14 protein-coding genes are annotated in these 13,575 nt (G+C 49.1%); all 14 read left to right on the top strand.

Annotated elements, in window-relative coordinates; all coding sequences use genetic code 11:
• Positions 1–2: 2 nt before the first annotated feature.
• The 14 genes from CSR04_RS03280 to CSR04_RS03215 all read left to right on the top strand — a co-directional run bounded on the left by CSR04_RS03280 (position 3) and on the right by CSR04_RS03215 (position 13,549).
• Positions 3–794 carry a ParA family protein gene (locus tag CSR04_RS03280; RefSeq protein ID WP_102794782.1) on the top strand — a complete coding sequence of 264 codons (792 nt, stop codon included), beginning with the start codon at positions 3–5 and terminating at the stop codon, positions 792–794.
• A 50-nt stretch (positions 795–844) separates the two neighbouring features.
• A complete protein-coding gene (locus CSR04_RS03275; protein ID WP_102794781.1) occupies positions 845–1,720 on the top strand; it encodes a ParB/RepB/Spo0J family partition protein in 876 nt (291 codons plus the stop codon).
• Between the two features lie 165 nt (positions 1,721–1,885).
• Positions 1,886–2,236 (top strand): ATP synthase subunit I, encoded by a 351-nt coding sequence (locus CSR04_RS03270; RefSeq protein WP_172449215.1) that lies wholly within the window; start codon positions 1,886–1,888, stop codon positions 2,234–2,236.
• Positions 2,237–2,273: 37 nt separating this feature from the next.
• On the top strand, positions 2,274–3,107 hold the full coding sequence (gene atpB, locus CSR04_RS03265; protein WP_102794779.1) for a F0F1 ATP synthase subunit A: 834 nt from the start codon (positions 2,274–2,276) through the stop codon (positions 3,105–3,107).
• A gap of 74 nt (positions 3,108–3,181) precedes the next feature.
• Positions 3,182–3,403 carry a F0F1 ATP synthase subunit C gene (gene atpE / locus CSR04_RS03260; RefSeq protein ID WP_026376053.1) on the top strand — a complete coding sequence of 74 codons (222 nt, stop codon included), beginning with the start codon at positions 3,182–3,184 and terminating at the stop codon, positions 3,401–3,403.
• 45 nt (positions 3,404–3,448) lie between these two features.
• Complete coding sequence (gene atpF / locus CSR04_RS03255; protein ID WP_102794778.1) at positions 3,449–3,919, top strand: F0F1 ATP synthase subunit B; 471 nt, start codon at positions 3,449–3,451, stop codon at positions 3,917–3,919.
• 14 nt (positions 3,920–3,933) lie between these two features.
• Entirely contained in the window at positions 3,934–4,467 is a 534-nt protein-coding gene (atpH, locus tag CSR04_RS03250; protein ID WP_102794777.1) for a F0F1 ATP synthase subunit delta, read from the top strand.
• A 12-nt stretch (positions 4,468–4,479) separates the two neighbouring features.
• Positions 4,480–6,021 carry a F0F1 ATP synthase subunit alpha gene (gene atpA, locus CSR04_RS03245; RefSeq protein WP_102794776.1) on the top strand — a complete coding sequence of 514 codons (1,542 nt, stop codon included), beginning with the start codon at positions 4,480–4,482 and terminating at the stop codon, positions 6,019–6,021.
• Between the two features lie 51 nt (positions 6,022–6,072).
• On the top strand, positions 6,073–6,933 hold the full coding sequence (atpG, locus tag CSR04_RS03240) for a F0F1 ATP synthase subunit gamma (RefSeq protein WP_102794775.1): 861 nt from the start codon (positions 6,073–6,075) through the stop codon (positions 6,931–6,933).
• Positions 6,934–6,963: 30 nt separating this feature from the next.
• Positions 6,964–8,349, top strand: a complete 1,386-nt coding sequence (gene atpD, locus CSR04_RS03235; protein WP_102794774.1) for a F0F1 ATP synthase subunit beta — start codon at positions 6,964–6,966, stop codon at positions 8,347–8,349.
• 53 nt (positions 8,350–8,402) lie between these two features.
• Complete coding sequence (locus CSR04_RS03230) at positions 8,403–8,819, top strand: F0F1 ATP synthase subunit epsilon (protein ID WP_102794773.1); 417 nt, start codon at positions 8,403–8,405, stop codon at positions 8,817–8,819.
• 314 nt (positions 8,820–9,133) lie between these two features.
• Positions 9,134–10,378, top strand: a complete 1,245-nt coding sequence (locus CSR04_RS03225; RefSeq protein WP_146027093.1) for an efflux RND transporter periplasmic adaptor subunit — start codon at positions 9,134–9,136, stop codon at positions 10,376–10,378.
• Positions 10,379–10,382: 4 nt separating this feature from the next.
• Entirely contained in the window at positions 10,383–11,087 is a 705-nt protein-coding gene (locus tag CSR04_RS03220) for an ABC transporter ATP-binding protein (RefSeq protein ID WP_102794771.1), read from the top strand.
• Complete coding sequence (locus CSR04_RS03215) at positions 11,084–13,549, top strand: FtsX-like permease family protein (RefSeq protein ID WP_102794770.1); 2,466 nt, start codon at positions 11,084–11,086, stop codon at positions 13,547–13,549. The genes CSR04_RS03220 and CSR04_RS03215 overlap by 4 nt, the downstream gene beginning before the upstream one ends.
• Positions 13,550–13,575 lie beyond the last annotated feature (26 nt).

Genomic DNA, 13,575 nt, shown 5'->3' with positions numbered 1-13,575 from the left:
TCTTGGGTAAGGTCATTGCCATTGCAAATCAAAAAGGTGGGGTAGGAAAAACGACCACGGCGGTTAACGTTGCCGCTTCTATGGCGGCCACCCGACGCAAAGTCCTGCTGATTGATTTGGATCCGCAGGGTAATGCGACCATGGGCAGTGGTGTTGATAAATTTGAGGTTGACTCAACCTGTTACGAGCTGCTGATCGAAGAAAAGCCTGTCGACGAAGTCATCGTTAAGGAAACTTCTGGGAAGTACCATCTTATTGCTGCCAATGGTGATGTGACGGCGGCAGAAATCAAGTTAATGGAATTGTTTGCCCGGGAAGTCAGGCTGCGTAACGCTTTGAAACCGGTGCGCGATTACTATGATTATATATTTATCGATTGTCCTCCCTCTCTTAACCAACTGACCGTTAACGCCATGGCTGCAGCAGACTCGGTATTGGTTCCCATGCAATGTGAATATTATGCCCTGGAGGGATTAACCGCCCTAATGGATACTATTCGCAAGCTGGCGTCGGTGGTGAATCCGGATTTGAAAATCGAAGGGGTATTGCGCACCATGTACGATCCTCGCAATCGCCTGGCCAATGACGTTTCTGAGCAGTTAAAGCGCCATTTTGGCGAACAGGTTTATCGTACTGTCATTCCCCGCAACGTGCGTCTGGCTGAAGCACCAAGCTTTGGGGCTCCAGCTATGTACTATGAAAAGTCGTCGGCCGGGGCTAAGGCTTATTTGGCGTTAGCTGGCGAAATTCTGCGTAGACGCGACAGAGAAAGCACTGTAGCTAAAGCCGGTTAATCCGTTAGAATTCGCCGACTGAATTTACCAAATAGAATTTTGAGGACCCCATGTCGAGCAAGAAACGAGGACTAGGCCGAGGCCTGGATGCGTTACTGGCCACCAGTAATCAGCACGCCAAACAGGAAAGTGACCTGGAACAGCTCGAAAAAAGTGGTGAACTGCAAAAATTGCCCGTTGAGTTCCTACAACCCGGTAAATATCAGCCTCGCAAAGATATGTCCCCTGAGGCCCTCGAAGATCTGGCAGCATCTATCCGCTCACAGGGGATTATACAGCCCATCGTAGTGCGCAAACTGGATGAGCAGAAGTATGAGATTATTGCTGGTGAACGACGCTGGCGTGCGTCACAAATGGCGCAACTGGCGGAAATTCCCTGTTTGGTTAAAGATGTACCAGACGAAGCGGCGGTGGCCATTGCCCTGATTGAGAATATTCAGCGAGAAGATCTTAATGCCATGGAAGAAGCCCAGGCTCTGCAAAGATTACTCAATGAATTTGAGTTAACGCATCAGGAAGTTGCTGATGCAGTGGGCAAATCACGAGCCAGTGTCACTAACCTGTTACGTCTCAATAACCTCAGCGATGATGTCAAACTGTTACTGGAGTACGGAGACATTGAAATGGGCCATGCACGTGCCCTGCTGTCTTTGCAAGGTGAACAGCAAATTGACGCAGCGCGTACTGTTGTCGCCAAAGGTATGACGGTCAGGGATGCGGAAAAATTGGTTCGTAAGATTTTGGAACCTGCGCCTGAAAAGCCACAGAAGAAGGCCGACCCGGATGTTAAGCGGCTGGAAACCCAGCTTTCCGAAAATTTAGGCGCATCAGTGTCTATTAGCCACAACAGCAAAGGTAAAGGTAAGTTGGTCATCAACTACACCAGCCTTGAGGAACTGGACGGTATTCTGGCTAAAATTCACTGATTCAGTTACCCCTGCTGATGGCGCTTTATTCTTCCAACTTATAAGACCAGGGCATAATCCGGTAATTGTTGAATATTTGCGGCGAAACAGTATAATTTTGGCGCTTTTGAATAGAGTTTGAATAGAGCGGGGAACGCAGTGGCGGATTTGGCCAGGACCGGCAAGTTGCTGGCCAGAAGAGTTTTAATCGCCCAGAGCCTGACAGGTTTGCTCCTGTCCCTCGCTACATGGTGGTTGTGGGGGACTGACAGTGGGTTGTCCGCTTTAGCAGGTGTTTGTGCCTGCGTTATCCCCAATGCCGTATTTGCCCACCTTGCTTTCAGACATGCTGGCGCCAGTAAGAACCAACTGGTTGTGCGCAGCTTTAGTCAGGGCGCTAAATTCAAACTGATATTAACGATTTTTTTCTTTGTGGCAGTGTTCCAGTGGCCTGATATGAAGGTCAGCGTACTGTTTGCTAGCTTCGCTGCCACAATGATGACTCAATGGGTCCTTTTGATAAGAATAAAACATTGAGATGAAAGATTTTTTAAAAAACTTGTTGGGATAACTAATGGCATCAGAAATCTCTACCAAAGAGTACATCACACACCATTTAACCAATGCCACTATGTGTAACACCGAAACGGGTGTTGCCTTTAACAAAGCTTGTGCTGACGCCGGCTTTTGGCAGTGGAACGTGGATACCCTGGGCTGGTCCATCGCGATGGGCTTGCTGTTCCTGTTTATCTTCCGTAGTGTCGCCAAAAAGGCTACTTCCGGCGTGCCGAGCAAAATGCAGGCATTTGTTGAGTTAGTGGTGGATTTTGTTGATGACAACGTGAAAAGCACTTTTCATGGCAAGAGTGTCTTGATAGCACCTCTGGCTCTGACCATTTTCGTCTGGGTTCTGTTAATGAACCTGCTGGATTTAATGCCGGTTGATGTATTGCCCTCCATTGCCGGATTGATTGGCCAGTATGGCTTTGGCATGGACCCGCATGATGTCTATATGAAAGCCGTACCTACCACGGATCTGAATATGACCTTTGCCCTGGCCTTAGGTGTATTTGCCCTGATCCTGTTTTATTCAATTAAGGTAAAAGGCCTTGGTGGTTTTGCTAAAGAGTTGAGTATGCAGCCCTTTGGTCACCCGGTATTTATTCCTGTAAACCTGATTCTTGAAGTGGTTACCCTGTTGGCGCGTCCGTTGTCATTGGCACTGCGTTTGTTCGGCAACCTGTATGCCAGTGAGCTGATCTTTATCCTGATCGCTACCATTGGCTTCTTCCAACTGCCTCTGCATTTCGTCTGGGCGGTATTCCATATTCTGGTGCTTCCACTGCAGGCCTTTATTTTCATGATGTTGACCATCGTGTACCTGAGCCTGGCCTGTGAAGACCACTAAAACGTATTAGAGATTTTTTTCTAATTTAACCTTAAACCTTTAACTTTTAACTTAACTAAAAATCGGAGATATACATGTTATACATCGCTGTTGCTCTACTTATCGGTATGGGTGCTCTGGGTACTGCTATCGGCTTCGGTCTGCTGGGTGGTAAATTCCTGGAGTCTGCAGCTCGCCAACCTGAGCTGGCTCCTCAACTGCAAGTAAAAATGTTTATCGTAGCAGGTCTGATCGATGCTATCGCCATGATCGGTGTTGGTATCGCGTTGTACCTGTTGTTCGCTGTTGGTGCCTAAGTTTTATCCACTTTCAACGCGAACAACTAACGAGGAGGAGCGGTCGTGAATATTAACGCCACTCTAATTGGCCAACTTATCGCTTTCACCGTTTTCGTACTGTTCTGTATGAAATACGTGTGGCCACCTATTATGGCTGCGATTGAGGAGCGTCAGAAGAAGATAGCCGATGGGCTGGCTGCTTCTGATCGGGCCGAAAAAGACTTGCAGATTGCTCAGGAAAAAGCCAAAGAGCAATTGAAAGAAGCCAAGCAACAAGCGGCTGAAATTATCGAGCAGGCCAAAAAGCGTGCAACGCAGATTGTTGATCAAGAGACAGAGCGTGCACACCAGGAGCGTGACAAGATCATTGCTTCCGGCCAGACCGAAATTGAAGCCGAACGTAACCGTGCCAAAGAGGAACTGCGCAAGCAGGTTGCTATTCTGGCCGTTGCTGGTGCAGAGAAAATTTTAGCGCGTCAAATCGATGCGGCGGCACAAAGTGACATAGTTGAAAAACTGGTCGCTGAGCTATAAGGGGTTATGAGCTTATGTCTGAATTGACAACCATCGCTCGCCCTTATGCCAAAGCTGCTTTCGATTATGCAGTCGAGAGCCAGGCAGTGGACAAATGGCAGCACATGCTGACCTTTGCCGCTGCTGTGGCAGACAACGAGGCCATGCAAAACTTACTCAGCAGTGCTGCCGCGGCAGACCGTCTGTCTGAGGTGTTTATTAAAGTCTGTGGTGACGAACTCGATCTGCACGGCCAGAACCTGATCAAGGTAATGGCTGAAAACAGACGCTTGAACACGCTTCCTGATGTATTGGGTTTGTTTAACCAGCTCAAGGCTGACTACGACAAAGAAGTTGACGTTGATGTCACTTCTGCTGTCGAGCTCAGTGCTAAGCAACAGGCCGATCTCAGCGCGTCTCTTGAAAAACGTCTCGCACGAAAAGTTAAGCTGAATTGTAACGTGGACCCTGCATTGGTTGCCGGCGCTGTAATTAAAGCCGGTGACACTGTTATTGATGGTTCCATCCGAAGCAAATTGAACCGTCTCGCAGACGCGTTGCAAGCATAACGGGGAAAGAGTATGCAACTGAATTCCACTGAAATTGCAGAACTGATTAAAAAGCGAATTGAGCAGTTCGAAGTAGTAAGTGAAGCACGTAATGAAGGAACTATCGTTGGTGTAACCGACGGTATTATCCGTATCCATGGCCTTGCTGATGTGATGCAAGGTGAAATGATCGAGCTTCCTGGCGGTCGCTATGCCATCGCATTGAACCTGGAGCGTGACTCCGTAGGTGCGGTAGTGATGGGCCCTTATGCTGACCTGCAGGAAGGCGTAAAGGTTAAATCCACCGGTCGTATTCTGGAAGTGCCTGTTGGCCGCAACCTGCTGGGTCGCGTGGTTAACACCCTGGGCGCGCCTATCGACGGTAAAGGTGCTATCGAAGCTGACGGTTTTGAGCCAGTTGAAAAAATCGCACCTGGCGTAATCGAGCGTCAGTCGGTTGATCAACCTGTTCAGATTGGTTACAAGTCAATCGATGCCATGATCCCTGTTGGTCGTGGTCAGCGTGAGTTGATTATCGGTGACCGTCAGACTGGTAAGACTGCACTGGCCGTTGATGCCATCATCAACCAGAAAGGCACTGGCATTAAGTGTATCTATGTAGCGGTAGGCCAGAAGGCTTCTACTATTGCCAACGTAGTACGTAAGCTGGAAGAGCATGGTGCCATGGCTCACACTGTTGTGGTGGCGGCCTCTGCATCTGAATCTGCTGCCCTGCAGTACCTGGCTCCCTTTGCTGGCTGTACTATGGGTGAATACTTCCGTGACCGTGGTGAAGACGCTCTGATCATTTACGATGACCTGTCTAAGCAGGCCGTTGCCTATCGTCAGATTTCTTTGCTGCTGCGTCGTCCGCCAGGCCGTGAAGCCTATCCAGGTGACGTTTTCTATCTGCACTCCCGTTTGCTGGAGCGTGCTGCGCGTGTTAACGCCGTATACGTAGAAAACTACACCAAGGGCGAAGTGAAAGGTAAGACCGGTTCATTGACCGCTCTGCCTATCATCGAAACTCAGGCTGGTGACGTTTCTGCCTTCGTACCGACCAACGTAATCTCGATTACCGATGGTCAGATCTTCCTGGAAACCAACCTGTTTAACGCTGGTATTCGTCCTGCTGTTAACGCCGGTATCTCGGTTTCTCGTGTAGGTGGTGCAGCGCAGACCAAGATCATCAAGAAGCTGGGTGGCGGTATTCGTCTGGCCCTGGCTCAGTATCGCGAACTGGCGGCCTTCTCACAGTTTGCTTCTGACCTGGACGACGCCACGCGTGCCCAGTTGGAGCATGGTGAGCGTGTAACTGAACTGATGAAACAGAAACAGTACAGCCCGCTGAATGTAGCGAAAATGGCTGTGTCTCTGTTTGCCGTTGAAAAAGGTTTCCTGAAAGATGTTGAGCTGAAGAAAGTCCTGGACTTTGAATCTGCTCTGCATGCCTTTATGGATGCCGAATACGCCGAGCTCATGAACACTATCAATAGCACGGGTAACTACAACGACGAGATCGAAGCAACCTTGAAAGAAGCCCTGGGCAAATTCAAGGATACGCAGACTTGGTAAATAACTGGATGCGCTTAGGCGCATCCATCGTTGAGTAATCGGGAGAGTGTCATGGCCGGTGGTAAAGAGATAAAAGGTAAGATCGGGAGTATCAAAAATACTCAGAAGATCACCAGCGCTATGGAAATGGTTGCCGCCTCCAAAATGAAGAAGGCGCAAGACCGTATGGCTTCCAGCCGTCCATACGCTGACAGCATGCGCAGCGTGATTGGTCACCTTGCCAACGCCAACCTTGAATACCGTCATCCATATATGGAAGAGCGTGATGTCAAGGCCGTAGGTTACATCGTTATTTCTACTGATCGTGGATTATGTGGTGGCTTAAACACCAACGAATTCAAGGCGGTAGTAAAAGATGCCAAAGCCTGGCAGCAAAAAGGCGCGCAAGTGCAATTTGCTGCTTTAGGTTCGAAAGCCTGCAGCTTTTTCAACCGTTTCGGCGGTAAGGTATTGGCAGCGGAATCGGGAATCGGTGATGCGCCCAGCGTTAAAGACGTGATTGGCCTGGTTAGGGTCATGCTCAGCGCCTTTGACAATGGCGAGATCGATCGTCTGTATCTGGTATACAACAATTTTGTGAATACCATGACTCAGGCCCCCAAGATCAGTCAATTGCTACCTTTGCCCAAGTCTGACGACAAAGCATACAAGCACCGTTGGGACTACCTGTACGAGCCGGATCCAAAACCTATTTTGGATATGTTGCTGGTTCGTTATGTGGAATCCCAGGTATATCAGGGTGTAGTTGAAAACGCCGCCTCTGAGCAGGCTGCGCGAATGGTTGCCATGAAAGCCGCGACAGATAACGCGGGCAACCTGATTGACGAACTGCAACTGATCTACAACAAGGCCCGTCAGGCGGCGATTACGCAGGAAATCAGCGAAATCGTCGGCGGCGCCGCAGCTGTGTAGGCAAAGGTTTAAAAATCAAGAGGACAAATTATGAGTCAAGGTAAGGTCGTCCAGATAATCGGTGCCGTTGTGGATATTGAATTTCCACAGTCCGCGGTTCCAAAGGTTTACGACGCACTGAAAGTTACCTCTGGTGACTTGAACGGGTTGACGCTGGAAGTTCAGCAGCAGCTTGGTGGCGGCGTAGTTCGTACTATCGCTTTGGGTACCACTGACGGTTTGCGTCGTGGCCTGCAAGTTGAAAACACTGGTGCGCCTATTTCTGTTCCTGTGGGTAAAGCTACCCTGGGCCGGATTATGGATGTACTGGGTAATCCTATCGATGAGGCAGGTCCTATCGGTGAGGAAGAGAAATGGTCTATCCACCGTGAAGCACCAAGCTATGAAGATCAATCCAGCGCGGTTGAGCTTCTGGAAACCGGTATCAAGGTAATTGACCTGGTATGCCCGTTCGCCAAGGGTGGTAAAGTAGGTCTGTTCGGTGGTGCCGGTGTTGGTAAAACCGTAAACATGATGGAACTGATCCGTAACATCGCTATCGAACACAGCGGCTATTCTGTATTCGCCGGTGTTGGTGAGCGTACCCGTGAAGGTAACGACTTCTACCACGAGATGAATGACTCCAACGTATTGGATAAAGTATCTCTGGTATATGGTCAGATGAACGAGCCACCGGGCAACCGTTTGCGCGTAGCGCTTACTGGCTTGACCATGGCGGAAAAGTTCCGTGACGAAGGTCGTGACGTACTGTTCTTCGTAGATAACATCTACCGTTACACCCTGGCCGGTACCGAAGTATCTGCACTATTGGGTCGTATGCCTTCTGCAGTAGGTTATCAGCCTACTCTGGCAGAAGAGATGGGTGTTCTGCAGGAGCGTATCACCTCTACCAAAACTGGCTCTATCACGTCTATCCAGGCCGTATACGTACCTGCGGATGACCTGACTGACCCGTCTCCAGCTACTACCTTCGCTCACTTGGATGCGACTGTTGTACTGAGCCGTGATATCGCTGCGCTGGGTATTTACCCTGCGGTTGATCCGCTGGATTCCACCTCTCGTCAGTTGGACCCACTGGTTATCGGTCAGGAGCACTATGATACTGCCCGTGGCGTACAGTCCGTTCTGCAGCGTTATAAAGAGCTGAAAGACATCATTGCCATCCTGGGTATGGATGAATTGTCTGAAGAAGATAAGCAAGTGGTCAGCCGCGCTCGTAAGATTCAGCGATTCCTGTCCCAGCCGTTCTTCGTAGCGGAAGTATTTACCGGTTCTCCTGGTAAGTACGTGGCTCTGAAAGACACCATCAGCGGCTTCAAAGGCATCCTGGACGGTGAATACGATCACCTGCCGGAGCAGGCCTTCTATATGGTGGGTTCCATCGAGGAAGCCATCGAGAAAGCCAAGGGCATGTAAGGGGGTACCGCTGGCCCAGCCGGCGGTGCATTAGTTAACCGTAAGGAGGTGAAATGGCTGCTATGACTGTACATCTCGAAGTGGTGAGCGCCGAAGACAAGATCTTCTCTGGTCGCGTAGAAACCATTCAGGTGACCGGCAGCGAAGGTGAACTGGGTATTTACCCTGGTCACGCTCCGCTACTGACTACCCTTAAGCCTGGTATGGTGCGACTGGTTAAACAGCATGGTCACGAAGAGCTGATCTACATCGCCGGTGGCGTATTAGAAGTTCAGCCTGGTAACGTCACTGTGCTGGCTGACGTGGCCGTTCGTGCTGCGGACCTGGATGAACAGGCCGCACTGGATGCCAAGCGTCGTGCTGAAGAGCATATCGCCAATGCAAGCAATGATCTTAACTACGCTGAAGCGGCGGCAGAGCTGGCAGAAGCCATTGCCCAGCTGCGCCTGATTAAGAACATGCGTAAATAAGTTTCCGTCTGGAAATTTATCTTAGAAACCCGCCTCCCGGCGGGTTTTCTGTTTGCAGGAAGTATTCATCGGCGCTAGTCAGAGCCGAATTTTACCTAGCAAGCCATGTGTCCATTACACAGAGAACGACGCTACCCTTCAAATTCACTGCATAAGTACATTGTTCGTTTTCGAACAAGCCTGCTTGAATACGAACATAGTTAACTGAGTTAGCCATTCTGAAAATTAGTTAACTATTTGTATTTTAAAGATAATTAAAATTGGTACGACACTTTCATTACGCTTAACAAGCAAGTGTGAATCGGAGTGTCATCGTGCAAATTAATCTAGAAAAAAAATCTTCTAAGCGGGGCTGGTATATGGCGGCGGGTGTGGGTGCCCTGCTGGCTTTGTCCATCTATAGCTTAAACAGCGAGAACATCCCCAGTGTGTCTGCCAGTGAGGTGCAACTGTTGGCTGTTGAGCAGGGCAATATGAATTTGTACAGTCAGGCCTTCGGCGAATTCTTTTCTGCGGAAGAACGGCTGCTTACCGCTCAATCAATGGGTAAAGTGGCGATGATCTATCAACGCCCAGGAGCCAGTGTTAAAGCCGACACACCTATCTTATTGCTAGCCAATCCAGAGCTTCAGCAAGAAGTTAGTCATGAGCAAGGTGAATTACTGAGGCAGCAGGCTGCGCTGGCGTCTTTTGAGCTTGAACAAAACAATGACAAATTAGATTTTGAGGGACAAGTCGCAGATATAGCATCAGCCCTGGAACAGGCTGAAATGGAACTGGCGGTGTTAATTGAACTAAAGGACCGTGGGGTTTCTGCCAGTCTGGATATTAAACGCGCCGAGCTGGATGTAAAACTGCAAAAGCGCAGATTGGAATTTGAGAAACAGAAGTTAGTGCAATTTATGGAAATGCAGGCCCTGCAACTGCAACAACAGAAAATAGAAGTGCAACAGCAGGAACAGCGGGTCGCTCTGTTACAGACTCAGCTACAGGATCTGCAGATAACGGCTGGTATTGAAGGCACATTGCAAAGTCTGGATGTTGAGTTGGGGCAAAATGTGCCTCAGGGCGCGTCACTGGGCAAAGTGGGTAGCGACAGCAAACTACTGGCCAGATTGCGTGTTCCTCAGCATCAGGCAGACCAGATTCAATTAGGGGCCGATGTTCTGGTACAAACCCGCAAAGGTGAAGTTAAAGGCAAGGTTAACCGGGTTGAATCTGTTGTAACCAACGGCACCGTACTGGCGGAAGTCGGGCTTGAAGGGGAACTCCCTGCCGATGCCCGCCCCGCTATGTCAGTTACCGGTCAGATATTCTTACAGTCTTTGCAGCAGGCCCTTTATGTCGCACAAGCCCCAGGATTGCGCCCCAGAAGTCAGTTGCAACGTTTTGTGATGACCGGTGAAGGACTGGCTGAGCAACGCACCATAGAACTTGGTGATATCAGCCAGGGACACTTACAGGTACTTTCCGGCCTGCAGGCCAATGAACAAGTTATCGCCCAAATGCCTGAGCAATGGGCCAGCCACCAAAAAATTCAGATTGAACAAAAAGGATAACCAGATGAAAACTATCGTCTCAATGCGTGACATTCATAAATCTTACCTTGGCCAGCAAATCGAAACGCATGCCCTGCGCGGTATCAGTCTGGAAGTGAAACAAGGAGAGTTTGTGGCTATTACCGGCCCCTCAGGATGTGGCAAATCCACCCTGCTCACCATTATGGGCTTGCTGGACAGTGCTACAGAAGGTAGTTACCAGATTGCGGGTATCGATACCCGTGGTTTGAAGGTGGATCAGCGCACTGCAGTGCGTAACCAGCATATAGGTTATGTGTTCCAGTCCTTTAACCTGATTGATAGTTTGACCGTGTTTGAGAATGTGGCTTTGCCACTGGAACACCGCGGTGAAAACAAAGAAGCGATTAAAGCCGCTGTCACAGATGCGCTGGAAAAGGTTGGCATGGGACACAGAATAGAATACCGGCCCAATCAAATCTCAGGCGGACAACAACAGCGTGTCGCTATCGCCCGTGCTCTGGTAGGCAACCCAGACCTGATTTTGGTGGACGAGCCGACAGGTAACCTGGACACAAAAAACGGTGACGCAGTGATGCAACTGCTACTGGAGCTGAATAAACAAGGTGCCACGATAGTGATGGTAACGCACGATAGTCGTTACAGTGGCCTGGCGAATCGTCAGATTCAGTTGTTGGATGGCAAAGTAGTGGCAGAACAGCAAATTAAAGCGGATAAGGAGGTCGCATGAGCCTTTACCAGAGCGCGTTGAAACAGGGGGTGGTGCGGCTGCTTACATTACCAAGATTGAGTTTGCCTCTGGTCCTGACGCTGGGCATGACATTAGCCGCCGTGCTAACTGTGGTGGCCATCGCCAAAACCCTATTGTTGTTGCCGCTACCGGATATCAAAGAGGAAAGTCATCTGTATCAGGTAAGTGCTAATTTGCAGTTTACCGACGACATTTCCGTCTCGTTTCTAAGCGATTTGCGCAGGGTGGCCCATTTACAGCAACAATTCGGTAATGAACTGAATTGGGCCCAGTTTCGATTAGGGGACAGTAATCTGACAATAAATGCGCAGCAGTATACCGTTACCCGCATAAATGCTTCTATGGGCAGCCCGGAAGTGCTTGGACTGGATATATTGCTGGGTCAAACCACAACGGCAGATGAAGCTAAGCAAGGCATCTGGATATCCAATTCTTTCTGGCAGATTGCGCTTGGTGGACGTGAAAATGTTCTGAATACGACTGTCAGCATGGCTGGCAAAGATTATCCAATCTTAGGTGTGCTGGCAGACTTTGTCAGCGTGGAGTCTGATGATGATATGGATCAAGGCTATCAGCAGGTCTGGTTGTTTGAAAATATGCAGGAGTCACTGACCCAACCTGAAACACTTAACATTACTAATGGTGTCATCACGCTTGTCAGAGCCAATTCAGGGATGCTACCCAGTACCCAGGAAATAGAAAGCTGGTTCCGTGGCTACGTAAAAGCCGAGATCTCTGAGGAGCAAGCGCAACAATTTATCCTGTCCAAGCCATTTACTGCAGAGATCCTACCTTATCGTGATGCATTTATGGGAGATAGCCATGTGTTAGTTTTAGCATTATTGCTGGCGATGGTGAGTCTGTTAGTGATGGCCTGTTTGAACTTGTTCAATATGTTTATTGCACATTATCAAGGCCGCAATAAAGAGTTCTCCATACAGCTTTGCATGGGGTCGACGGTGCAGAGATTGAGAAATCTAATTTTTGTGGAAAATCTGCCAATGTTCGCTTTAGCTACGCTATTGGGTTTGCTGGCTGCGGCTTGGTTAATTCGTTTCCTGCCTGCCCTGGCTGGTGACAGTCTGCCTTTGCTATCTCATATCCAACTGGATACTAGTAGCGCCGTGGTCGGACTTGCTACCGTGTGCATTATTAATGTTCTGTTTGCCTTTGTCGCCTTAATACATGTCAAGAAAGACAGCCTGACCGATAGTCTTAACAGCAGTGGCAAGGGGACTCCATCGCAGCAAAATCAGGCATTGGGACGTATCCTAATGGTTGTGCAGTTAGTATTGGCTTGTTTATTACTGACAATATCCCTGATTTGTGCAAAAAACAGTTTTGATGAAGTGTATCAATCACTGGGGTTTGAACTGCCAAACGCCTTTGAAGTCAGCATGGAATACGCTGACGAAGCCTGGCAGCAGAATCTTGATGAGTACGAAGAATACAAGGGTAGTGAACTATTTCTATTACGCCAGCGCATGAACCAGCGACTAAGCAGTCTGAACGCACAAGTGCTTGACGTATCAACATTGCCGTTAAGAGCCAATATGAGAATTACCAGCTTTCCTGACCCGGAAACTAATGAAAACCGTATGATGATAACGGCACCGGTTACTGATGGATACTTCGCAAAATTCGGTATAAAACTGCTGGCAGGACGGGATATCAATGCACAGGATATCGGCACTGATAACGTTATTGTGGATAAACGTCTGGCAGAGGAGCGTTTTGGCTCGCAGCAGTGGCAGGACATTGTAGGTAAAGCATTGCGTGTCGGTAGCGAAAATGATGATGTTCTGACGGTGGTAGGTGTAGTAGACAGTATTACCCCAACTGTGGGCAGCAACATTAGCTACAATTTACCGACCCTCTATGCTGCTGAAGAGTTGGCCGGTGCTCGGTTGACAACGCTGGTAATTTTGCCCGAGGGGGAAAATCTGGACCAAGAAACGGTTGCCACTTTGCTGCGCGATCTCGATCCACGTCTTGGTGATGTGGCTATCAATTCCATTCAGAGCCGTTGGTCAAGTATGACGCAAAGCGCTAGGTTAAATATGTACGTGGTTTTAGTCATGGCTGCACTGACCCTAGCTTTGGCAGTTATTGGCGTATCCGGTCTCAGCCAGATGACTGCGGCCCAAAAACGCTATGAAATGGCGGTGCGCATGGCTACCGGCGCTAAACAGTTTTCACTGCTTAAGTTACTGCTTAGGGATGCCGGACTGATGTTGGCGCTGGGCTTGGCATTAGGATTTGTTGTTTCGGTATTTGGCTATCAGTATATGGCCGGTTTAGTCGAGCAGCTCCCCGAGTTTACCTGGTCAGTGAGTGCGATGGTTGCTTTGGTATTGGCATTGGCTATGTTGATATCGGTGGCTGTACCCAGTTGGAGAACAATCCAGTCAGACCCCATGCGTGTGCTAAGGGAACTGTAATAACCAATATTCGACCATGTTGCATA

The organism is Bowmanella denitrificans (assembly GCF_002887595.1).
Classification (GTDB): Bacteria; Pseudomonadota; Gammaproteobacteria; order Enterobacterales; family Alteromonadaceae; genus Bowmanella; species Bowmanella denitrificans.
The sequence above is the reverse complement of the archived record's forward strand: the minus strand, read 5'-3'. Positions and strand labels throughout refer to the sequence as shown.